Below are 23807 nucleotides of genomic sequence, written 5' to 3' on the forward strand. Positions count from 1 at the left end.
CACTACTTGTAAAATTATGTTATTTAACCATTTGGTACTTTCGCCTTTCCCTGTTAACTACCTCTTCCATATATTGTATTAATCGCATAAAAGGGAGGTTTATAATATGAACTATTTAAGATGGAATGAGCACCCGTATGCTGGTGAACGTCATCCACCCAAAAATGGAGAGGCTCCACATGCAGGCTCGTGGGTTCCATTTTTTCTAAAAAACAATGAAGATGGTACTTTCTCAGATCCAAATGGTCGTTTGATACGCTTGAACATAACTCATCCAGATAAAATCAATTGGGAAAAACAATTAGGAAGGGTTGAAGATGTTCTTGAAAACATCACAAACGAGCAGATAGACATTGCTAAATATTACGGAACTGGAGTAGCAACCAAGCAATGGACACCAGTAATCGATCGACTCATCGATTCATATGGTGTGTCAGCACCTCATGCAGCTAGAATATTAGCTATTACAGAAGCAGCAATAAATGATGCTTTTATTGTTGCTTGGGAGCTAAAATATAAATGGCTTGTTGCAAGACCAAATCAATATAACCAAAATTTAGAACCAATTCTTTGTACACCACGCCATCCAACCTATCCTTCAGGTCATGCAACAATCGCTGGCTGTGCAGAGGAAGTCCTAAGTTACTTCTTCCCAGGAGCAAAAGGTAAAATTCATACAGTTGCAAAAACAAATGCCATATCAAGGTTGTATGGAGGCGTTCATTTTCCTGTTGATAATGATGAGGGGCTTAAACTTGGAAGACAGCTTGGACGTATCATAGCAAATCATGTTGGGAATCAAGTTGATAATCGTAACCTTTCAATTGACCGTCATTATTCACGATCTAACCTAGTTGATATCAACCCACCTTCAGATTATCAGCAAGTTATTCCTTATGAATTTTCTGAAGAATGTCAATCATTAGTGAAAAATATGAATAGAACTAAGGAAATCCCTAGAAAACCAAAATTATATATATAGCTTGTTATAACACTAAAAGGACTGATCTGTTATGATCAGTCCTTTCAGACTGTTGACAAACGCTCGCTTTCTTCGTTACTCACCTTGCTGCGGTGCTCATTACCAAATCGGGTAACTCCGCTCCTCACAAGGCTTCGTGCCTTGAAAGTCAAGCGTTTTCAATCAGTCTGAAGGGCTTGAAAATATACTTTGTCTACACACTGAAAGGACTGATCTGTTAAGATCAGTCCTTTTATATACTCTTATCGTGCTAGAAGCTAAAATAGCATTTATGACATTAAGAACGTTTCTTTTTTTTCCCGCAGCCACAGCCACTTTTTTTGACTTTTTTTGGTCTTGATACAGAAACTGATTGGTTCGTGTCAGTCGTTTTAACGGAAGGATTCAAGCGAGCCTTATTCATCAAACATCCCACCTTCCTTTTCTTATATATTGATAATTCTTACCAAACTAAAGGACATTTCATTTAAGGTCGTCTGTAAAGTAGTCTTTAGATATTCTGGAAACTTAAGAGCATTGATAATTTCAGCTTCTATATCCCATTTTATGTAGCAGGGATTAATTGTTTCTAAGGTAAAGGCCTAATCTATCAACTTTTTTGTTAATGATTCAATGACACCAGCAAATCCTGCTATAGCTAGAATCATGATAAGAATCTCTGTACCCTGTGACCAAACCATCCATAATCCATATAAAAAAGCTGAACACCATACACCAGTACACCAGTAGCAGCTTAGTAGTTCACCAATCCATGCTTTAAATCCTGTTCCTTTAATTTCTATATAAGTTTCAACCTCTCCTTCCTCATTCACTTCCTCAATTTCATCATGAAAAGGTTTACGTAAGAACAAGGTTATCTGATCAAACACAATAAGCCGCGTTAAACGAAAAGCAGCAAACCCAAAAAGAATAAATTGAAATCCTGTAACCATAACATCCCACCCTTCCTTTTAGGAACTCTATATACTTATGAAAAATGAAATCACTTAAGAATATAAGACTAGCTTCTTATTCAACTTTTAACTGTTCGTCCATCAGCATTTATCTAAAAAATGGGTGCAAAGCTGTATGTTTGACTCATACAAAAGCTAGGGAATCTGCATTAACTACAAGTAAAAGGTTAGCACAATCAAATCAACATTTTTTATTACCTTTTCATGAGGGGAAGAAATGTATTGTGCTTGTGCTATCCTTTTTATCTCTAATCAATGAAAGGAGTGAATGTTCATGACTACAAAAAGATGGTCAGCATTAGAAGATTGTAAGAAAGAGGAATCAACACAAGATGCTGTACAAATAAACGAAACCGTTCAAGCTTCAGAGGAGTATATATTCATTAAAGATTCTTGCAATATTGATGTCACTTCAACTGATACGCAAGTTGCTGTTTCATTGCAAGCAGCTGTTCAAGTTGCAATTGCTTTAGTTATTAACCTAACAATTGCCGATAGTAATCGTGCTGAGCAAGTTACTCAACAGCTATTACAAAGTTCAGTTATTAAACAAGTAAATAAACAAAAACTTATTATCGAAAACTCTCGTGATGTTACGATCACAACAACAGATACTGATGTAGCAATTTCCTTACAAGTGTTAATTCAAATTTTATTAGCATTACTTGTTCAAATTGACATTCTTTAAACAATAACAAGCTTATTTGAATAAACTATTTATCGCACTAGAATGTTTTTGTTACTGGTTTAAATGAAATGTGAGGTGAAAAAAAATGTCTAATGAAAAATTAAATTTACAAGAAATCTCTTCTACAATGATGCAACTTTTCGTTCAAGATGTTTTTAACAAAAATAACATTACTGAAGAAAAGAAGAATAAATTATCTGACGACCAAAAAGCACAGCTACGAAAAGTAGTAGAAGATCTTCAAGCACAAGTTGATGAATTTGTTAAAGGATCTAAACAAAAGCAGGAAGAGCCTGTTGAAGAAGATGCACCGAAAAATACAACATTACGTGACATGATTAAAAAGAAAAAAGAAGACAAATAAACCAAAAATGGTCAAAATCACCAAGATAGATGGCTTATACAAAAATAAATTTTGATCATTTAATAAAAGTAAACCGAAAGGAGGAATTAAACAATGGAAGCAAGACCATATGAATGGGTAGCACTAGATCGTAACTCTTGTCATCCGACTGATTGTTATTCTAAAGATGAGGTGGCTGCTGTTGGAAATAACATCAACTTCTTCAACGATGATGCAACAGTAAGTCAATCAGCAGACCAAATTAATGAAACTGATCAAATCTCTTCTGAAACAATAATCGTTAGAGATTCTTGTGACATCAATGTTAACTCTACAGATACTCAAGTAGCTGTATCACTACAAGTAGCATTACAAGTAGCAATTGCATTAGTTATTAACTTAACAATCGCTGACAGCAACCGCGCTGAGCAAGTAACTCAACAATTATTGCAACAAACTGACACAACACAATTAAACAGACAAAAATTAATCATCGAAAACTCTCGTGATGTAAATGTGACAACAACTGATACAGATGTTGCAATTTCTCTACAAGTTTTACTACAAATCTTAATCGCATTAGTAGTAAACATCGATATCTTCTAATTAACTTTAGAAGCAGGGTCCCCCCCTGCTTTTTTTTGTTTTTTAGTTCACTCATACTTTATTGTGCTATAAACAGAGTTTTAAACAGAAATGAATTATTCTATTATTTCCTAATTGTGCATTTCAGAACAGTGACCTCTAAAAAAGAGCCTACTTTTTCATAATAGATAGCAAATCCATCCCCTTATTCACTAGGAAAACCAGCGCTCACCTAATTTCTTCCCAACGATTCTATAAGAATCTAGACGATAACCCACACACACTAGTCATATTCCACATAGTCTGTTAAGGACTAAAGTCAAATATTTATTAATTAAGGAGATGGCTAATAATGGGTTGCAAAGATAGAAAAGACTTCGATAACAATTGTGTATGTGAAGCTGTAGAACAAATTTTAGCGGAACAAGAAGCGGTAGAAGATATCTCTTGTCCGACTAGCTGCTTCAGTAATTTATTGAATCCTGTAGCAGGTACAAAAGATACAATTCCATTTATCTTGTTTGACAAAAAAGGTGGATTATTCAAAGCATTCGGTAATGTTGGTGGATTCCTTGATGATATGACTTGCTTCCAATCAATTTTCTTCCGTGTTGAAGCAATCAAAGATTGCTGTGCAACATTATCAATTCTACGTCCAGTAGACGTTGACGGAAACACAGAAAGCGTATGTAGTCCTTGTGATGAAGGATTCTTCGGTCTTGAAAAAACTGACTTCTGTATTGAAGTAGATCTTGACTGCTTCTGTGCTATTCAATGTTTATCACCAGAGCTAGTTGATCGTATTGCTGACAAGAAACACTATCGTTAATATAACAACAACTTAAGACTGCTGATTGAATTCAGCAGTCTTTTCTTTTAAGAAGGATAAAATCTATATTTTCCAAAAAGATACTTAAGAAAGATATCAGCCTACTACTATCTCTATACATCATATTATTGATTAGTATCACAATTCTTCTAAAATAGGCTACTACCTAGCACCATTTTAAAAGAAGTTTCTTATACTAATAGCAAGAACATTAGTAGGAGGGGAGAAATATGAAAAATAAAGACTTAAATTGTGTATGTAGTGCGGTTGAAGATATTCTAGATCAACAAGAAGCGGTAAGTGAAAAATGTCCTACTAGCTGTTATAGTAATCTTCTTAATCCAGTGAAAACGTTAGGAGATACCATTCCGTTTATCTTGTTAAGTGACAAAGGAGATCCTTTTCATGCATTTGGAAATGTAGGCTCAAAGCAATGCTTTAAAACAAATTTCTTTAGAGTTGAAAACATCCATGATTGTTGTGCAACATTACGCCTTTTACTGCCATTAGATTGTCACGGTCATCATGCAGAAAAAATTTGTGATGTAAAAGAATTAATAAAAACACAAAATTGTATTGAAGTTGATCTTACTTGCTTCTGTGCCATTCAATGCTTATCACCATTGTTATTAAGACAATAGGACACACTAAAATAAACATTCTGCTAGATAAAAGTTAGGCACAGGAAATAGTGCCTAACTTTTTAGTTATCGCTTTCGCATACTTTTGTCATTTAGTGGTAAATTCAAATGGTAGCAATACAAAAAAACAATAAAACCCTAAAAAAAGAGTCTAGAAAAAAGACTCCTTTTAAAATCCTAATAAATTTATAGATTTAATGTTTTCAAATGGTACATCAATTGGTTTAGCATGTGTTAACGACCTGATTGTAACAATACGATCTTCTTCTGTCATAATAACTCCACGGTAAGTATCTTCAGTTGTTTCGATTTGACATAATGTTCTAGGCATATTTTTAGGAAGATTTTTAAAGAACTCAATCTTTTCGGCAATATTCATTTGAGTAATAGGTTTTCTTTGTTTACGATATTGTTTAACAGTTTGCTCCTGATCTTGCTCTTCTTCACCTTGTAAGCTATTGGTTTCTTTTAGTGGATTCACTTCAACATCTTTTTCTTCCTCCACTTGTGCCTCAATATTGAGTTTATTCACTTCTTCTACGGAAGGCTCTCTTTCTAATGTTTTAACCTGTGAATCACCTTCAACCTGGTTCGTGTCAACAACTGCTTTTGATTTTGTTTTCTTAACAACAAATGATTGCATATTCACATTGATATCTTGATTATCCGGCTGGACAATATACATTAGTGGCTTCATCTTATAATCTTTATTTTTCTGATTATTTCTCATTTCACTACCTCCAATGATAAAGATGTTTGCACACAGTATGTTATGCAGTAAAACTGGGTAATGTGCCTATTTTTATAAGTTTCTTCTCTAGAATACTTGTACTACTTTGTAGTCTGATTTTATTCAACGAAATTTTCGGGAGTGGTTTACACACAACTTAATGGATAGTACAAAGCTAGTAGTAGAATAATAAAAATTAAAATTTTACAATTAATTTACGCTACCTTAATAATTAATTGTTATTGTCGAATTACGCAGATTATTTAAGGAGATATATATGAACAATGTTAGTAGTGAACATAACAATTTGGATGCTCAATTACAGAAAGAATTTTTGAGCATACTTCATAATAGACACCTTTCCATTTACTTTCAACCAATTGTTCATTTTCATAGCAAAAACGCAGTCTTCGGTTTTGAAGCTTTATCGAGAGGACCTGTTGACAGCTATTTTCATAGCCCCACTCGTTTGTTTCCATTTGCAGAAAATGAAGGCTTATTATACTCTCTAGAAAAGCTTGCTAGAGAACGTACCTTTGAGGAAAGTAAAGGAATACTAGAAGATAAGAAATTATTTATTAATCTAAACTCACAAGTTATTTACGATGATAAATTTAATCCTGGTCATACGATTTCTTTGTTAAAGCAATATGGACTAGATCCAAATAATGTAGTATTTGAAATTACAGAACGAAATGCAATAAGTGACTTCGCTGCTTTTCGCAATGTGTTGCACCACTACCGTGAACAAGGATTTCAAATTGCGGTTGATGATGCTGGTGCTGGCTACTCTTCATTACAATCAATATCAGAATTAATGCCAGATTACATTAAAGTTGATCGATCTCTTGTAAGTGGAATCGATAACAATCCAGTTAAAGCCAATATTTTAGAAGCATTTGTATCATTCGCCAAGAAAATGAATAGTAAAATTATTGCTGAAGGTATCGAAACAGAGTCTGAATTGAAAAAGGTCATGGATTTAGGTATTGAATATGGACAAGGCTTTTTTATTGCCCGACCAAATAATCCTATTCCAACAATTAATGAAGTGGCAAAACAATGCATGAAATTAGTAAATTTAAAGCAAAGCCATAAATCAATTGTAGCTGATATTAATGATGAGATTATTATTACGCAAAATGGAATTGTCATTAGTCGCCAGCCTGCAAGCAAATTTGTTAAGGTGAAGAAAAGTATCCTTTCATACACCAATATGTAAACGAAGTTAATATATTGATGTATGAAAGGAACTTTGACAGCATATAAAAAGAGCGCTTATGTTCAAGTGACTTTTAAACCACATGAAAATAAGCGCTCGTTTATTTAGAAAGTTTCAAATAAAAATCATTATGCTAGAATATGATATCCTGAATCAACGTGAAGGTTTTCACCCGTCATTCCTCTAGATAAATCACTGAATAGGAATAAAGCAGTATCTCCTACTTCTTCTGGTGTTGTTGTACGACGAAGTGGTGAGCGCTCTTCAATTTCTTTTAAAATTGAATTAAAATCACTAATACCCTTCGCTGAAAGTGTACGTATTGGACCAGCTGAAATAGAATTAACACGAATTCCATCTTTTCCAAGGTCACTTGCCAAGTATCTTACACTTGCATCTAGTGAAGCTTTTGCAACACCCATAACATTGTAATTAGGTAATACACGCTCTCCACCAAGATATGTTAAAGTAACAATGCTTCCTCCCTCAGACATTAGAGATCTCGCTTCTTTAGCTACAGCTGTTAAAGAATATGAGCTAATATTATGCGCTAATAAAAAGCCATCACGTGTTGTGTTTAAATACTCTCCTTGAAGCTCTTCTTTATGAGCAAATGCGATACAATGAGCTATGCCATGTATAACACCTACTTCTTCTTTAATCTTAGTAAAACATGTTTTAACTTCCTCATCATTTGTTACATCACAAGGTAAAACAAGAGAATCATTTCGCTCTAGAGATTCTGCTAAATCACGAACAGATTTTTCTAAGCGTTCTCCAGCATAAGTAAAGATTAACTTTGCTCCTGCATTATGTAAAGAACGTGCAATTCCCCATGCAATGCTACGTTTGTTTGCTACTCCCATGACCACTATATTACGTCCACTAAGTGATAAATTCATATACAGCCTCCTAAAATTAATACATGTTATTAGTACCTGGTTATAATTATATCACTAAAAATCAAAAATCGCTATTTAGTTTATGGTACAGTTAATATTCCTTGTTTTCTGAGTTTATCTTTAATTTTGCTATTAGTCATTTGAAGAACAAAAACATACTAAGACTAAAATCACTAAATTTTAAGAAAGTAATTAGTTCGTTCCATTGCGCTGCAGACACTTGCTTTCCGCGGGGAGGAAGCTGAGCCTCCTCGGCGCAAGCGCCTGTGGGGTCTCAGCATTTCCTCTGCACCCGCAGGAGTCAAGTGTCTTCCGCTCCATTACACTAGTTCTTATAAATAAGTATGCAAAATCAAAAAAACTATTAAAAACGGCAAATAAAAACCCGAACTATTAGGCGAATGTTTAATTAAATTATCACCTAATAATTCGAGTTTATCATTAGCTTAAATACTAATGCCCCAACCTCTTTAAATTTATTTATACCGTAATTAAACCTTGCCACTGTATACATAGTTATTGATTCCTCTGCAAGGGTTTCACTTTCCTTCCAGTTTTTATGGAGGGGTAGCTTAATCATTCACCACCTATAGGGCGGAATTTAGAAACGTGTCTTGTTAAAAGCCCAATGATTTGTTGGACCATGTCCACTACCAAAGCCTAATTCCTCTTCAATTGCCGCCTGAATAAATGACTTTGCTGTAGTTACCGCTTCTGATACTGATCTACCTTTACTTATTTCAGCAGTGATCGCAGCAGCATAGGTACAGCCTGTGCCATGTGTATGTTTTGTCTCTTTTCTTGGTCCTGTAAACTCTTCAAAGTACTGTCCATCATAAAGTAAATCACTCACAGTATCTCCTAAGATATCGTGACCACCTTTAATGATGACATGTTGAGCACCTAGTTGATGCAGTTTTTTTGCAGCGGCTTTTTTGTGATCTAACGTTACAATCTTCATACCAGTTAAAACCTCTGCTTCAGGTATATTTGGAGTAATAACCTTGGCTAATGGTAATAATGAAGTAATTAAAGCTTCCACTGCTTCCTCAAGTAACAGAGATTGACCACCTTTTGCAACCATTACGGGATCAACGATAAGGTTTTCCCAGTTATATTCTCTAACTTGCTCTGAAACTAACTGAATCATCTCTGCATTAAAAAGCATTCCTGTTTTGATTGCATGTGGATTTAAGTCTGTTGCGATTGATTGAATTTGGGTTTTTAAGGCTTCCACAGATAATGGATACACTCCTTGAACTCCAAGTGTATTTTGTGCTGTTACAGCAGTTATCGCTGTCATGCCAAATACACCAAGCTCCTGGAATGTTTTTAAGTCGGCTTGAATACCTGCTCCCCCACCTGAATCAGATCCTGCTATTGTTAATGCACGAGGCACAGTCATCTATATTCCCTTCTTTCCTACCCTATATAGCGATGATATATTTTCTTTGCTTCCGCAATATCCTTTGTTCCATGAATTAATGCGCGACCATCCTTAAATAACACAATTCGATGCTCACCAAATGTAAACGACATTAAAAAAGGATTTTCTAAAAATGCGTCTGCTAGTGGCTTAACTCTTTCAGAAATTTTTTCAAAGGATATATTTTTGTTCTCACTTGGTCTAATTTGAACTGTATCTCTTCCACATAATACAGCTGCTTTTGTGCCTTTTTCAGCTGTTAAATAAGGATAAACAGGATCAGTACCACAAGTTGGACAAGCATCATTTTTTAAACGTGTCATATTAATTGAAGAATATTGATTTTTCCATAAATCAAATGAAACAAGCTTGCTTCTTCTATTTTCCTCATCACCTACAAGAAGCTTTAATACTTCTGTTGTTTGATGTGATGCAACCATACTTACGATTGGTGAAATAACTCCAACTGTATCACATGTCATTCCATCAAATGGAATATGCTTCAGTAAACAATGCAGGCATGGTGTTTCATTTGGAATCACAGTGAAAGAAAGACCGTAGCTACCAACACAGCCACCATATATCCAAGGAATTTTATTTTTTAACGAGATATCATTTATTAATAATCTTGTTTCAAAATTATCTGTTGCATCCACAATGACATCCACTTCTTTAACAAAATCTTCAATGTTTGTAGAAGTAACATCTTCAACATATGCCTGTACATCTACTTCTGAATTAATTTTTTGTAAATGTAGCTTAGCAGCAATCGCTTTTGGCATACGATTTTGCGCATCTTCTTCTATATATAGCTGTTGTCTTTGTAGGTTGCTCCACTCGACATAATCACGATCAACAAGAGTTAATTTACCTATACCTGCTCTTGCAATCATTTCGGCATTTGCAGTTCCTAATGCCCCAGCACCAACAACTAATACATGTTTAGCTTTTATGTTATTTTGCCCATTTTCTCCAATCGGTGAAAAAAGCATTTGTCTTGAATAACGTTCCATTAAGTTGTAATCATTCCTTCTGTAGGACTGCTTGCAATTGCATAATCCTTTTTAGCTATTCTACCAGCTTCATAACCCATTCTTCCAGCTTCAATAGCTGTTTTCATCGCAATAGCCATTTTAACTGGATCGTTTGCTGCAGAAACAGCTGTATTTAATAAAACTCCATCAGCACCAAGCTCCATTGCAAGTGCGGCATCAGAAGGAGAGCCAATTCCAGCATCGATTATAACTGGTACCTTTGATTGTTCAATAATAAATGATAAATTTAGCGGATTTAAAATGCCTTGCCCAGAACCAATTGGTGAAGCACCTGGCATAATCGCATGAACACCTAATTCTTCTAGTTTTCTAGCAAGCACTACATCATCAGACGTATACGGTAAAACGATAAAGCCTTCTGCTAATAACATTTCACTTGCTTTTAGTGTTTCAACTGGATCAGGTAATAATGAGCGATCACAGCCAATCACCTCTACCTTAATCATGTCACACAAACCAGATGCTTTTGCAAGCTTGGCAATTCTTACTGCTTCTTCAGCTGTTTTAGCACCAGCAGTATTTGGCAATAGGGTATATTTTGAAACATCTAATTGCTCTAAGAAATTCGGTTGTGATTCCTCAAAAATATTCATTCGTCTTACAGCAAATGTAAGAATTTCAGATTCCGATTTTGCAACAGCTTCCTTCTGAATTTCAAATGATGGATATTTTCCTGTACCTAATAGTAATCTTGATTGAAATGTTTTGTTTGCGATTTTTAACATGTTTCATCCTCCTCCTACAAAATGAACTAGCTCAATTTCATCACCATTTTTGATGGTTGTTTCTTTATATTGATCTTTTAAAATAATGTCTCGATTATGTTCAACAATAACAAGTCGATCTTCTAGCTTGTAATAAGCTAATAGCTGTTGAATTGTGTTTACATCGTTTAATTCTACTAATTCGCCATTTAATTTTATGCTCATGTTATCACCTCGCTGCCTTTGCTAGATTACGTGTGATGGAAAAAGCTTTTACATAATCTTCATTTAGTTTTCTTTTTAGAATTAAATCTCTAACCATCGTCCCTGTTTTTGGTGCTAGTAAAATACCATTTCGATAATGCCCTGTTGCAAAATAAATATTTTCTCCATTTGGATGCTGACCAATATAAGGCTTACCATCATCTGTTTGTGGTCTTAGTCCTGCCCATGTTTCAAGTAGCTTTGCAGATTTAATAGCAGGCAAAATCGGAGTTATTTTTTCGATCAGCGTCTGAATACCTCCAACTGTTGGTGTTGTACTCCAATCATCTTCAACCATTGTGGCACCAACCACTAATCGACCATCACCTTTAGGAACAATATAGCAATGATCATAAAAAATCGTTTTTTCCAGACTAATATTTTCGCTAGATACAGCAAGACATTCACCTTTAACGGGCTTTACTTTCATCTCTAAATCAAGCTGTTTAAAGAAATAATCACTCCATACACCATTTGCGATGACAATATGACTACAGCTATATTCGCTTTGATTAGTAAAGAGAATATACTCTTCTTCACCTAGTTTTTTAATAGAATGAACTGGAGAGTTTTCAACTATCACAGCTCCTAGCAAACTAGCAGATTTTGAAAAAGCCGCACATACATGTTTTGGGGAAACGTGACCATCTTCTGGTATATAAAGTCCACCCACAATTTCTTTAGAAAGATTAGGCTCCATAGCTAATACCTGCTGTTTTGAATGCCATTCTAGTGAATGGTGTTCTTTCATAGCTGTTTTCAATACATATGCTTCTTGTTCTGTAAAAGCTAATTTATACATCCCTTTATCAACATACTGAATATTAATTTGTGATAAGTTCGTAAGATCATGCCTTAAGGTTTTATATTGCTGCTGACTTTCTTTAGCAAATTGAAAGAAAGCATCATTGTTTTCAAGCTCTGAACTTGCCCCTAACATCCCAGCCGCAGCACTTGTTGCACCTGCTCCAACTTTATTACCTTCTAATACAACAACTGAGATATTTTCCTTAGCTAATTGATAAGCAATAGATTGACCTATTATTCCTCCACCAATAATCCCAACATCATATTTTGCTTTCATTACGATTCACCCCTCTGCAATAGATTTTCTTAATTCCTTTAGAGCGGTAATTGGGTCATCACTTTGCATAACGTAAGACATAACCGCAATCCCCTTTAGCTTTAAACCTTTAAGTTCACTTATATTTGAAGGATCAATTCCTCCTATTGCAATAACAGGAATTTTAATTTTTTCAAGTATTTCACGTAATTGCTTTACTCCTCTTGGCGCAAGATTTTCTTTTGAATTTGTTTTAAAAATATGACCATATATCACATAATCAGCACCAGCTTTTTCACACATCAACGCTTCTTCTAAAGAATGAACAGAGCTACCTATTCTTAATGATGAATTGTATTTTTTTACTTTTTCTGTTGAAAAGCTATGACCAGGTAAATGAACATTTGGGATATGATTTAGTAAAGCAACGTCAAGACGATCATTTATCACTAATTTCTCTTTTGGCACACCTTGTTCTATTAACTTAGTAACAATACTCATTAGCTCTGACGCTGTTTTGTTTCTTTCTCGAATATGAATATAATCCACTTCTTTATGCATGAATAGAAGGCGGTTGGTTAATTCCACTGTGGATTGTTTACCATCTGTTATTACGTGTATCTCCATAATGCTCACCTATTTTTTATAAACTGTGAATAAATGCAAAAAACCACTTTCTTGGTAAGAAAGTGGTTACATACATAAGGAATATGCCGTAATCCACTTCCCTACGCTGGTATAATCCAGATCAGGTTATGAGGGTCTTAAAGAAACACTTTAATCTCAGCCCTTGAAAATTAGGGCACCCCTAGCGGTTATCTTTATAATATTTAATTCTATCATACCAAATGATTTTTAACTTTCAAGGAAAAAACTCAAATCTATTAGAAATATTATGGTTCTAAATTAGGTAAGAGAAAACTTCTCTAGAATATCGCTCCGATTGTAGAAGATCGTTTTAAGCATGTGCCCCTGTTTAAATCTATTGTATAGTATGTTAGTTCTGCGCATTGAACTTTTTTGTGTTATTCTTCTTGAACATTAGCATTTGATTTGATAAGAAGTTCATGAAAACTTTTTTGCAACACAATTTTCTCAAAATTTTTTTGTTATACTAAAACTAATATAAGACATGGAGGTATATAAGATGGTAAAAGGAAGAATAAGACATATGGCGGTTTTCACTTTAAAAAGTCAAAGAAATTCAGTTGATACCAAGAAATTTTTAGCAGACGGAGAAAAAATATTAAGCTCCATACCAATAGTAGAAAATTTCGAGGTGCTAAAACAAGTAAGTAAAAAATATGATTTTGATTTTGGTTTTTCAATGGAGTTTGAAAATCAAGAAGCTTATGATACATATAATGCTCATCCTGATCATCAAGCATTTGTTGAGGAAAGATGGAAAAAAGAAGTTGAACGATTTCAAGAAATTGATTTTGAAATTTGCTAAGCCTATGAAAAATAGGTATTTTATATAGTCTCCTTAGGCTGAAAGAGAACAACTCTGATTTTAGTATATTGAAATTAGGAGCAATCTTTCACAAAACAACTTTATAATGAATTTCAGATAAATAACATTATTTCATTAATTAGCACCATAATCTGGCCTAATTGAAAAAAAGAGGCTGGGACATAAGTATTTAAGTTAATGAAAAACCCGAATTGTTAGGTGATATATCATTCGCCTAATAGTTCGGGTTTTTATTTGCTGTCATCAATAGATTTTTTTGATTTTGCATACTAATTCTAAGAACTAGTGGAATGGAGCGGAAGACACTCGGGCACCTACGGGAATTGAGGAAAGGCTGAGACCCCGCAGGTATGCCGAGGAGGCTCAGCTTCCTCCCCGTGGAACGCGAGTGTCTGCAGCGCAATGGAACGAACTTGTTTCTTTCAGCTTAATGAATTTAGTTTTATTCGTCTTATTGTATGACTTCTTTACTTATGTCCTAGCCTCTTTTTATTAAGTTCTACTTTAAACAATCTGATTATGGTCAAAATGACTTATTTTGTATAAGATTAGACTCAATATTACTTGTAGAGTTAAAAGCTTTAACAAATAATATTTTTATAACTACGCGAAAATCAATAATTAAACTCAAGCTCCTGTCTTAACTCATTCACATATTCTCTTGAGCCAGTAACAATCAAACGATCTCCCAGCTTCAAGTCTGTGTCTCCATGTGGTACAAGTGAATCTTTCCCTCTAAAGATACGTACAAAGATAATATCTCCAGTAAACGGGAAATTACGTAATAGGATATTATCATATTTCGCATTGTTTAAATTAATTTGGTAAAGTGTTGTTTCTTGATTTGTTAAAATTCTCATAACACTTGGTGCTTCAATGAGTGCTCGTAGCATTGTTTTTGTTGAAAGCAGTGTGGAGAAAATATCGATACCTTTATCCTTAAGCTTTGCTCCCAAATCTGGAGAAGCTACACTTGCAATTACTCGTTCAACTTCCTGCTCTTTAGCAAACAATGCTATTTCTGCATTTCGTTCTTCATTTCCAGTTGCAACGACAATTAAATCTACATCAAATGCATTTTGTTCTTTTAAAGTGTCTAAATTAAAGTCTATAACTTCTCGGATATCAAAAAGCGATTGTGATATTTGCTTATCTATTTTATCTTGATGTACATGATAAACTGTTGTTTCATATAGCTCTGGATTTAATTCTCTTGTAACTGGTAATGACATTTGGTTTGCGCCAATAAAGGAAACCTTAATCTTCGTTTGCTCTGCTTCACTTTTTGGGAAAAGCTTTTTAAAGAAAATTGGCGTGACTATACTTGTAATAACAGCTACTAAAATGAGCGCTCCTGACATCTCTGATGTAATAATCTCCATTCTTTCACCAATAGTCGCGGCAGCAATAACCAATGAAAGAGTCGAAGTTAAAAGGAAACCAGAAGCTAATGTTGTTTTTAAGTCATACCATCTTCTTAAATATAAGATTGGTACTATTTTAGATATTAATAACGCAATAAATAATAACGGAATTAACAAGAAGATATTTGGGTCTTTAAACAATGCCCAAATGTCTAGCTCTACCCCTACCATTACAAAGAATATTGGAATAAGAAAGCCATAACCGAAAGAATCAAGCTTCTGAACCATTTCTTTATTTGGTGATAATAGCGAAACAAGTACACCTGCTAAGAATGCACCTAGAATATTCTCAGCTCCAATTGTTTCAGATATGGCTACTAAGAGAATGATTAATGTAAATACTGCTCTTGTACCGATTTGAATCGTTCCTTTAGACATCGTTTCAATAAAGGAGCGATTTTTAAAGGTTTTACCTAAGAAGTACAGTGCTACACCAGCTCCAAAGAGAATTAATAATAGCCATGTATTATTATCTCCCCCGCCATATATCGATGCAAAAACGGCTAAAAGAATCATTGTTACTAAATCAGCAACTACCGCGACGAGTAAAATAATTTGCCCAATATTAGATTTCATTATTTGGGCATCTTTTAAGGTTGGTACAACAACACCAAGTGAAATTGTGGAAATGATTAGTGTCATTAAAAAGGCATTATCCATTAAACCTATCCAAACAAATCCATATGAAAGTAATAATGATAATGCAAATATGCCACTAAATACTACGAGAGATACTACAAACGCATTAGGGACATCTTTCCCTGAAGGCAGTTTTTCCTTCTTTTTACCTCCTGCAAATGCAGTAAAGTCAATTTCTAATCCACTTAAAAACATAAGAAAAATAAATCCTAGTAGTGAAAGTGTTTCAAGCCACATATCTTGATGAACAACATCGAAACCACTTTTACCAATTATAAGACCTACAATTATTTCAGCCACAACCACCGGCATAAAATTCATTTTCAAGCGGTGTAGTAATATTGGTGTTAAAAATGCAGCTAAAATGACTATAACTAGTGAAGTAACGGATGCACCGTGCATCATATCCCTCCTTTATATAAATAAGTATTGATTATATTCATTTGTTTATTGATTAGCCTTTAAGTATGCATAATCTATACAATAAGCATATATAAAATGCTGGGAATTTTGTATTTATATGCTTCAATATTGTCTATAATTTCTACATAAGTCAAATAAGATATATTGTTTAAATTAAATATTGCATAAATAAAGTTGCTAAACCAAAATAAATTAAGATACTGAGAATATCATTAATTGTTGTGATAAAAGGTCCTGATGCAACAGCAGGGTCAACCTTTAAACGATGCATGATTAGTGGAATGAAGGCACCAGCTATTGTTGCTACGATTAATGTAGCAAGAATCGATATCCCTACAAGAGTACCTAAGAAAATATCTCCTTGCCATATAAACACAACTAAGGTTACGACAATCCCACAAATAGTTCCAGTAATTACCCCTGTTCCAGCTTCTCGAATAATTAACTTCCCTAGAGTTTGATCTTGCGTATCACCAACAGATATTCTTCTAACTGCTACTGCTAAAGCCTGTGTACCTGTATTTCCGGCCATACCAGCTATTAATGGAATAAAAACAGCAAGCATTGCAACCTTGTCTAATGTCTCTTCAAATCTTCCAATTAAACTCGCAGTGAACATCCCTAAAAATAACAAAATGATTAACCAAGGTAATCTAGATTTTGCTGCAGAAAATGGTCCACGATCCTGTGAATCTACATCTGAAACAGCCGCAAGTCTTGAGTAATCTTCACTTGCTTCTTCATCGATAACATCAACTATATCATCGACAGTAATAATTCCAAGTAAATGATCTCTAAAATCAACAACAGGAAGTGCTAAGAAATTATAGTCCTTCATCTTTCTAGCTACTTCTTCTTGATCAACAGCAACAGTAACCGAATATACACGCTCGTTCATTATTTCTGAAATCATTGTATCAGGTTCATTTATGATTAAATCTCTCAATGATATGACCCCAACAAGTTTTTTATCCTCATCTATTACAAAAACATAATAAATGGTTTCTGCATTTGGAGCTTCATTCTTTAGGATTTGCATAGCAGAATGAACAGTTTGATTCGCATGTATTGCGATATACTCCGTTGTCATGATACTACCGGCAGTATATTCCTCATAATGAAGCAGCTCTCGAATTTCTTCAGCTGCACCATCTTCCATGATCGTTAAATAATTTGCAACTTGATCTTTATCTAGTTCATTTAAAACATCAACAGCATCATCGGCATACATCTGTGCCAGCATTTGTGCAGCAAAAGTGGGATCCATTTCAGATAAATATGTCTCATATTGATCATCTTCATCTTCAATATTCTCAAATACAGCAGCCATTTCTTCTGGAGATAAAAAATGATATACTATTAAGCGATCGTGACCTTCTAATTTCACAAAGAACTTTGCTTGGTCATATGGATGCTGTTCTAAAAAGATTTCCCGAAATTGATCCATATTATTTTCTGAAATGGCGGTTAGTAATGTTCCTTCTTCAAGCTCAACTTTATCTCTCTCCTCGGACATGATAGCTCCTCCTCTCAGGTGCCATTTTAGTGAATAACCCAGACACTTCTATATATGTTTCGCCAGTTTTATCTATTATTCATCATATTGTGCTACTTATCACAAATACTATAATATTCTATTAGTTATGAATGAAGCAATAAAATCGAAAGTGTTCTTTAAGAAAATTTCTTCTATATTCTTTGCAAATCGTTCACAATCAATTAAGATGGTTAATGATACAATGAGTTAGTACAAAATTTCAAGTTTCTAGATTAGAAAGGGATCTCCAATGACAAACGAAAAATCCCCTCAGCAGCAAATAGATTATACGTTAATATTCATCTTATTTTTATTGGCAATTGTTAGCACACTTGCTATAAATAGTGCAGAAACTACACTTCCTGAAGTGTTACAAGGTATTAATTTTTCGATGAAACAAATTCAATGGTATATCATCGGCTCAATGGCTGTTGTCGTAACAATGCTAATTGATTATGATCGCTTTAGACAATTATCATGGTACTTATATGGCTTCGGATTACTCTTATTATTAGGACTAGAAGTATTACCTGAAGGTATTGTTCAAACCATTAAAGGTGCAACAAGTTGGTATAGACTTGGACCGCTTGGTAACTTCCAACCTTCAGAGTTGATGAAGATTATTATGATCATTGTGTTAAGTAAAATTATTGCTGATCATCGTGAGAAGTATCCTAACAATACTGTTGGTGATGACTTTTTACTTATAGGTAAATTGGCTGCTACTGCTGCACCACCTGTACTATTATTAGTGAGACAGCCAGATATGGGAATGACAATGGTAATATGTGCGATTATAGCCTCACTCATCTTAATATCAGGAATAAAATGGCGAATTATTTTACCAGCCCTTTTTACTGTATTGTTTTCTGTTGGGGCCTTCTTGCTTATCTTTTTCAAATTTCCTGACTTTTTCCTTAAATATATTTTACGAGGTGAAGTTTACCAGTTAAACAGATTTTACGGCTGGCTAAACCCCTATGAATATTCAGGAGAGCAAGGGTTTCAACTTGTAAAATCACTTATGGCAATTGGTTCAGGGCAGCTCGATGGTAAAGGGTATCAAAACCTTGAGGTATATTTACCAGAAGCACACACTGATTTTATCTTTGCTGTTATTTCAGAACAATTCGGTTTTATCGGTGGAAGTGTTGTAATCTCACTTTTCTTCTTATTAATATACAGAATGATTCATATCGCATTAGAAAGCAATGATCCATTTGGCAGCTACTTATGTACAGGTGTTATTGGAATGATCACGTTTCAGGTGTTTCAAAATGTTGGTATGACAATTGGACTCCTTCCTATCACTGGTTTACCTTTACCATTTGTTAGCTATGGCGGGAGTTCTTTAGCAACCTATATGGTTGCAATTGCGATTGTTCTTAATGTTCGATCACGAACACGAAAATATATGTTTGATTAAAAATGGTAATGCTTAAGTCCATTGTTTTTTACCACCTTTAACACAGTCAGAAATTCACCAATATATACTTTGTCACCACACTGGGTACCTTATTTAAATAAGGTACTTTTTTGTGTTTAATTTTATAATTAATATATATCGACAGGCTGCCTTCACAGTTGTTCTTGTAACGAACCATCACAGTGGAATGTAGCGGAGGACACTTGACTCCTGTGGGTTCTGAGGAAAGCAAGTGTCTGGAGTGAAACGATTTCGATACTTTGTACAAATTATTAAGGGCATAATTATTGCTAAGTGGCCTAAACAAGAGGTGAACAATATGAAAATTGATGTAATAGGAGATATTCATGGTTGTTATGATGAATTTGAAGAGTTAACACTGAAATTAGGATATGATTGGTCAACGGGGATCCCTTTGCACCCTGATAGTCGTATGCTCTCTTTTGTCGGTGATTTAACAGATCGTGGACCTAATTCTATAAAAGTAATTGAAATAGTTTGTCGTCTTATTAAAGAAAATAAAGCATTGTATTCTCCAGGAAACCATTGTAATAAGCTTTATCGTTACTTTCTAGGTAACAAGGTACAGATCACACACGGACTTGAAACAACTGTTGCCGAATTTGAACAGCTTCCTTCTGATAAGCAAAAAGAAATCAAATCTGGTTTTATAGCTCTTTATGAAAATTCTCCTTTGTATCAAGATCTAGATAATGGGAAGTTAATTGTTTCACATGCAGGGATTCGAGAGGATTATATCGGGAAAAACAGTAATTCTGTTAAAACATTTGTTCTTTATGGTGATATTACTGGCCAGAAAAATCCTGATGGTACTCCTGAAAGACGTGATTGGGCAAAGCATTATAAAGGAAAAGCAATGATTGTTTACGGTCACACACCAGTTAAAGATCCAAGACGAACGAATAAGACAATTAATATTGATACAGGTGCTGTATTTGGAAACAATCTTACAGCCTATCGCTATCCTGAGGATGAAGTTATATCTGTTGAATCTACATTACCTTATGTTGCTGAAAAGTTTAGAGAATGAAAAGGTATAATTATTAGCTCTTAGCCTGCCTTTCAAGGTTTTTCACCTATGAAAGCCAGGCTACATTTATTTTTCTTTAGTAAGTGTATCGCAAATTACTTTAAAAGCTGCTTCATATCATGAGGCAGTTCTGAATGAAAGGCTAAGCTTTTTTCTAAGATAGGATGCCAAAAAGTAAGCTGTGAGCTATGTAGTGCTTGTCTATTTATTTCTGTATCATTTCCCCCATATAGTGTATCTCCACATAAAGGATAACCAATAGATGAAAGGTGAACACGAATTTGATGGGTTCTTCCTGTATCAAGAATTAGTTGAATATGAGTTTTATCATTCATTGATTTTAGTATATGAAAATGTGTAATGGCTTCTTGACCTAATTCTGTAACTTCTCTTTCAATAATACTATCTTTTTTTCGACCAATACGGCTTGAAATTGTCCCTTGGCGCTCTGTCATAACACCTTCCACAACAGCTTCATATGTACGGTGAATTTCCTTTTTCTTTTGCTGCTCTGAAAATAATGAATGAGCGTACCTATGCTTTGCAACAAGCATTAATCCTGAAGTGTCTTTATCTAATCGATTCACAATATGTATCGTTGATAATATCTCCCTTTTTTCGTAGTAAGAAATCAATCCATTTGCAAGTGTCCCTCTCTCAAGGTTTCTTGAAGGAATAGAGGGAACATGTGGGGGCTTGTTTATAACAAGACAATGTTCATCTTCATAAACAATTGTAAAAGCAACTTGATCATCAGGCTCTAAACCATGACCTTTTATTTCCTCTGGAAAAATAACAGTCAGCTTGTCAAGTTCCTTTAATTTATATCTAACGGTAATGTGTTCAGAATTAACCAAAATATCACCACCATTAAATTTAATATCTGTTAATGCCCTTTTAGAAATCTTCTTTTCTTTTAAAAAATCCGATACAGTTATTCCTTCAAACTGCTTACCTATTTTCCACTCAAGTTGAAATCGTGACATGTTCTTTACCTACCTGTTTTAGCTTTTGTTATTTATAGTGTTCTATAATTTTTAGGGGTTACTTTGAGTTATTAGCAGGATCTTAAACTCAAGTGGAAGCAGTGATGGATTCATTTCATCACTATGGTGTTTCTATGCACATAGGAGGATATCTTCATATGCACTGAGGAGACGACGATTTGTTTTACATTGAAAAAATGATCCTAGAGCGGTAATGAACCGCTCACAGCACCATTTATAAGATCCATAAGACCACCAGAAGATTAAACACTAATTTAAATTGCTTTTTCTCATTATTGTGTTAAATCACTCTATATCTTTTACATATCTCCAACAAAAGAATCACGTACTCTTTTCCAAAATGGAAAAGGCTTAAAGCGAGCAAAGCGAACATTTTCATTCGCGACACGACATTGAATGGATTTTACATCTTTATGCAAAAGAGTTAAATGGTCGATCGTTATTTGAAAATCCACATCATTCACTGGCTTCAGCATACATGTGTGATGCTCTGGCAAAATAAGTGGTGATCCTATTGTACGAAAAACTCGATTATTAATCGATGCCATTTCCGCCAGCTGAACGGCACGTAAAGAAGGATGTAATATCGCTCCACCTAATGCTTTGTTATATGCAGTACTTCCAGATGGGGTTGAAATACATAAGCCATCTCCACGAAATGTTTCAAATGCCTGTCCTTTAATTTCAACATCCATCACAAGAGTACCTTCAATACTTTTTACCGTACATTCATTTAGTGCTAAATATCTTGCTTCTCTTCCGCCATCATTATGGCGAATAATCACTTCTAATATTGGGTATTCAACAACTTGATAAGGTGTTTTTGCAATGGCAATAACAAGCTTCTCAATTTCATCAGGAACCCAATCCGCATAAAAACCCAGATGCCCAGTATGAACACCTATAAAAGCAGTTTTATCTAACCTGCTTCTATATCGATGAAAAGCATATAAAAGGGTACCATCACCTCCAACAGAAATGACAATATCTGGACAATCCTCATCATAATCTAGTTGAAAATCCAACAAGTAGGTTTTCATTTTTTGCATTATAGAATTTGAAACTGGATCACCCTTTGATGAAATTGCGAATTTCATACAATATTACCCCTTTATAAAAGATTTCGTTCTTGATTAATATGGATAATTACATTATATACGAAATTAAGGACGATTTTTATCTGTTTTTCTTGAAAAAATCACATGTGCTTCTTGAATCTCACCACGAATTTGAGACATTTCCTCATCCAAAGAATATGCTGCCTCTGCTGCACGTTTCAAACGGACTTTAATATTATCTGGTATTTTTCCGCTATATTTGTAATTTAATGAATGTTCAATAGTTGCCCAGAAATTCATTGATAATGTTCTAATTTGTATCTCCACTAAAAGCTTTTGTTCACCTTTAATTGTTTGAACAGGATATTTTACCACAAGATGATATGACCGATAGCCACTATCTTTTTTGCTTGTGATATAATCACGTTCTTCAATTATTTCTAAGTCATTTCTGCTTCTCAGCATGTCTACAACGACCTTTATATCATCAACAAATTGACACATCATTCTAATTCCAGCAATATCCTGCATTTCTTCATCGATGGAATTCATGTTGATACTTTTTCTTTTAGCTTTATCTAAAATACTTGCTATGGGCTTAACACGACCTGTCACAAACTCAATTGGTGAGTGTGAGTGCTCTAATTCATACTGTGATCGTATTCCTCTTAATTTTACTTTTAATTCCTCTACAGCTTGATTATATGGAGCTAAAAATGATTTCCATTGTTCGCTTTGCATTTACATCCCCCTTAAAAACCGTTAAGTAGGTATATTGACCAAAAAATGGAGGCAGGTAAAAACATTTCGAAAATCTCTTTTGGAAATAAAGGATATCTCTCTGTTTTCAGAAGGCTTGCTTTTATTATAGGTCCAGTTTGAACCATAATTAACTCGCTGCATCCTAGTAAATTCACCTACGATTTACTTATGCTAGAAACTTTCTAAGATCCTCTTCCAGCGGTAAAAGAGTTATTTCCCCGAAAAAATTATGTTAATAGAAATGCCTCAACAACCTTATTTTCCATTTCTTCACCATAGTTTGCATTATCTTTTATATTGCCTAAAAGGTATGTTAACTCATCAGATAATTCAACTAGCTCTAATTCTTGATCACCAATTTTTGCTATAACAGGAAGGTTGTCTTCCTTAGCTGTTCTTAATTCTGACCATATCGAATGTGGTAAGCTTGCATAAACAAATGCATCACTCGAGTCGAGTATATAAATGAATGCTAAATGATCAGAATCAACAAGCATTTGACCTTTAGCTTTTAATTCACCAAATTCACTATGAGTACTTTCAGGTTCTAATACTAATGTTTTGTTGTTAATGTTTGCTTTTGTAAGTTCAATTCTTTTATTCATAGTAATCTCCTTCC

26 protein-coding genes and 1 riboswitch are annotated in these 23807 nt (G+C 34.3%); of the genes, 10 read left to right on the plus strand and 16 right to left on the minus strand.

Annotated elements, in window-relative coordinates; all coding sequences use genetic code 11:
• Window positions 1–106 precede the first annotated feature (106 nt).
• Window positions 107–982 carry a vanadium-dependent haloperoxidase gene (locus FS935_RS12480; protein WP_146948918.1) on the plus strand — a complete coding sequence of 292 codons (876 nt, stop codon included), beginning with the start codon at window positions 107–109 and terminating at the stop codon, window positions 980–982.
• 277 nt (window positions 983–1259) lie between these two features.
• Here FS935_RS12480 and FS935_RS24220 read toward each other — a convergent pair whose 3' ends face one another.
• On the minus strand, window positions 1260–1385 hold the full coding sequence (locus tag FS935_RS24220; RefSeq protein WP_275580289.1) for a hypothetical protein: 126 nt from the start codon (window positions 1383–1385) through the stop codon (window positions 1260–1262).
• Between the two features lie 178 nt (window positions 1386–1563).
• A complete protein-coding gene (locus tag FS935_RS12485; protein WP_146948919.1) occupies window positions 1564–1914 on the minus strand; it encodes a DUF1360 domain-containing protein in 351 nt (116 codons plus the stop codon).
• 295 nt (window positions 1915–2209) lie between these two features.
• Here FS935_RS12485 and FS935_RS12490 point away from each other — a divergent pair, with 295 nt between their 5' ends.
• The 5 genes from FS935_RS12490 (at window position 2210) to FS935_RS12510 (ending at window position 5021) form a co-directional block, all read left to right on the plus strand.
• Window positions 2210–2623, plus strand: a complete 414-nt coding sequence (locus FS935_RS12490) for a spore coat protein (protein ID WP_240050899.1) — start codon at window positions 2210–2212, stop codon at window positions 2621–2623.
• Between the two features lie 85 nt (window positions 2624–2708).
• Window positions 2709–2987: a hypothetical protein gene (locus tag FS935_RS12495; RefSeq protein ID WP_146948921.1), complete on the plus strand. Its 279-nt coding sequence runs from the start codon at window positions 2709–2711 to the stop codon at window positions 2985–2987.
• Between the two features lie 93 nt (window positions 2988–3080).
• Window positions 3081–3572 (plus strand): spore coat protein, encoded by a 492-nt coding sequence (locus FS935_RS12500; RefSeq protein ID WP_146948922.1) that lies wholly within the window; start codon window positions 3081–3083, stop codon window positions 3570–3572.
• A 331-nt stretch (window positions 3573–3903) separates the two neighbouring features.
• On the plus strand, window positions 3904–4380 hold the full coding sequence (locus FS935_RS12505; RefSeq protein WP_146948923.1) for a CotY/CotZ family spore coat protein: 477 nt from the start codon (window positions 3904–3906) through the stop codon (window positions 4378–4380).
• A gap of 230 nt (window positions 4381–4610) precedes the next feature.
• Window positions 4611–5021 carry a CotY/CotZ family spore coat protein gene (locus FS935_RS12510; RefSeq protein WP_146948924.1) on the plus strand — a complete coding sequence of 137 codons (411 nt, stop codon included), beginning with the start codon at window positions 4611–4613 and terminating at the stop codon, window positions 5019–5021.
• Between the two features lie 169 nt (window positions 5022–5190).
• On the opposite strand, the gene FS935_RS12515 is transcribed toward FS935_RS12510, so the two are convergent.
• The gene (locus FS935_RS12515) at window positions 5191–5751 is read right to left on the minus strand and encodes a CotO family spore coat protein (protein WP_146948925.1); all 561 of its coding nucleotides are present in this window, start codon (window positions 5749–5751) and stop codon (window positions 5191–5193) included.
• Window positions 5752–6028: 277 nt separating this feature from the next.
• On the opposite strand from FS935_RS12515, the gene FS935_RS12520 reads away from it, so the two are divergent.
• Window positions 6029–6973 carry an EAL domain-containing protein gene (locus tag FS935_RS12520; protein WP_146948926.1) on the plus strand — a complete coding sequence of 315 codons (945 nt, stop codon included), beginning with the start codon at window positions 6029–6031 and terminating at the stop codon, window positions 6971–6973.
• A 128-nt stretch (window positions 6974–7101) separates the two neighbouring features.
• Here the strand turns inward: FS935_RS12520 and fabI are convergent, their stop codons facing one another.
• From fabI to tenI, 7 genes are all read right to left on the minus strand, one after another.
• Window positions 7102–7875 (minus strand): enoyl-ACP reductase FabI, encoded by a 774-nt coding sequence (gene fabI, locus FS935_RS12525; RefSeq protein ID WP_146948927.1) that lies wholly within the window; start codon window positions 7873–7875, stop codon window positions 7102–7104.
• Between the two features lie 601 nt (window positions 7876–8476).
• A complete protein-coding gene (thiD, locus tag FS935_RS12530) occupies window positions 8477–9280 on the minus strand; it encodes a bifunctional hydroxymethylpyrimidine kinase/phosphomethylpyrimidine kinase (RefSeq protein WP_146948928.1) in 804 nt (267 codons plus the stop codon).
• Window positions 9281–9297: 17 nt separating this feature from the next.
• Entirely contained in the window at window positions 9298–10314 is a 1017-nt protein-coding gene (locus tag FS935_RS12535; RefSeq protein ID WP_146948929.1) for a thiazole biosynthesis adenylyltransferase ThiF, read from the minus strand.
• Window positions 10314–11081, minus strand: a complete 768-nt coding sequence (locus FS935_RS12540) for a thiazole synthase (protein ID WP_146948930.1) — start codon at window positions 11079–11081, stop codon at window positions 10314–10316. The genes FS935_RS12535 and FS935_RS12540 overlap by 1 nt, the downstream gene beginning before the upstream one ends.
• 3 nt (window positions 11082–11084) lie before the next feature.
• Window positions 11085–11285: a sulfur carrier protein ThiS gene (gene thiS, locus FS935_RS12545; protein WP_146948931.1), complete on the minus strand. Its 201-nt coding sequence runs from the start codon at window positions 11283–11285 to the stop codon at window positions 11085–11087.
• A 4-nt stretch (window positions 11286–11289) separates the two neighbouring features.
• Window positions 11290–12408: a glycine oxidase ThiO gene (gene thiO / locus FS935_RS12550; protein ID WP_146948932.1), complete on the minus strand. Its 1119-nt coding sequence runs from the start codon at window positions 12406–12408 to the stop codon at window positions 11290–11292.
• A gap of 6 nt (window positions 12409–12414) precedes the next feature.
• The gene (gene tenI / locus FS935_RS12555) at window positions 12415–13014 is read right to left on the minus strand and encodes a thiazole tautomerase TenI (RefSeq protein WP_146948933.1); all 600 of its coding nucleotides are present in this window, start codon (window positions 13012–13014) and stop codon (window positions 12415–12417) included.
• Between the two features lie 81 nt (window positions 13015–13095).
• Window positions 13096–13207: riboswitch (TPP riboswitch) on the minus strand.
• 327 nt (window positions 13208–13534) lie between these two features.
• Between tenI and FS935_RS12560 the strand changes: the two genes are divergently transcribed.
• Window positions 13535–13840 carry a Dabb family protein gene (locus FS935_RS12560; RefSeq protein ID WP_146948934.1) on the plus strand — a complete coding sequence of 102 codons (306 nt, stop codon included), beginning with the start codon at window positions 13535–13537 and terminating at the stop codon, window positions 13838–13840.
• 635 nt (window positions 13841–14475) lie between these two features.
• Here the strand turns inward: FS935_RS12560 and FS935_RS12565 are convergent.
• Window positions 14476–16329, minus strand: a complete 1854-nt coding sequence (locus tag FS935_RS12565; RefSeq protein ID WP_146948935.1) for a monovalent cation:proton antiporter family protein — start codon at window positions 16327–16329, stop codon at window positions 14476–14478.
• Between the two features lie 166 nt (window positions 16330–16495).
• On the minus strand, window positions 16496–17863 hold the full coding sequence (gene mgtE, locus FS935_RS12570; RefSeq protein WP_146948936.1) for a magnesium transporter: 1368 nt from the start codon (window positions 17861–17863) through the stop codon (window positions 16496–16498).
• 271 nt (window positions 17864–18134) lie between these two features.
• On the opposite strand from mgtE, the gene FS935_RS12575 reads away from it, so the two are divergent.
• Entirely contained in the window at window positions 18135–19310 is a 1176-nt protein-coding gene (locus FS935_RS12575) for an FtsW/RodA/SpoVE family cell cycle protein (protein WP_146948937.1), read from the plus strand.
• A gap of 319 nt (window positions 19311–19629) precedes the next feature.
• Window positions 19630–20361 (plus strand): bis(5'-nucleosyl)-tetraphosphatase PrpE, encoded by a 732-nt coding sequence (gene prpE, locus FS935_RS12580; RefSeq protein ID WP_146948938.1) that lies wholly within the window; start codon window positions 19630–19632, stop codon window positions 20359–20361.
• A 95-nt stretch (window positions 20362–20456) separates the two neighbouring features.
• On the opposite strand, the gene FS935_RS12585 is transcribed toward prpE, so the two are convergent.
• The 4 genes from FS935_RS12585 to FS935_RS12600 form a co-directional block, all read right to left on the minus strand.
• Window positions 20457–21347, minus strand: coding sequence for an RluA family pseudouridine synthase (locus FS935_RS12585; RefSeq protein WP_146948939.1), 891 nt, complete (start codon window positions 21345–21347; stop codon window positions 20457–20459).
• Between the two features lie 320 nt (window positions 21348–21667).
• Window positions 21668–22465: an NAD kinase gene (locus FS935_RS12590; RefSeq protein ID WP_146948940.1), complete on the minus strand. Its 798-nt coding sequence runs from the start codon at window positions 22463–22465 to the stop codon at window positions 21668–21670.
• A 66-nt stretch (window positions 22466–22531) separates the two neighbouring features.
• The gene (gene yjbM / locus FS935_RS12595; protein ID WP_146948941.1) at window positions 22532–23167 is read right to left on the minus strand and encodes a GTP diphosphokinase; all 636 of its coding nucleotides are present in this window, start codon (window positions 23165–23167) and stop codon (window positions 22532–22534) included.
• Between the two features lie 248 nt (window positions 23168–23415).
• Entirely contained in the window at window positions 23416–23793 is a 378-nt protein-coding gene (locus FS935_RS12600) for a UPF0738 family protein (RefSeq protein WP_146948942.1), read from the minus strand.
• Window positions 23794–23807: the final 14 nt, after the last annotated feature.

Source organism: Metabacillus litoralis, from assembly GCF_007994985.1.
Lineage (GTDB): Bacteria > Bacillota > Bacilli > Bacillales > Bacillaceae > Metabacillus > Metabacillus litoralis.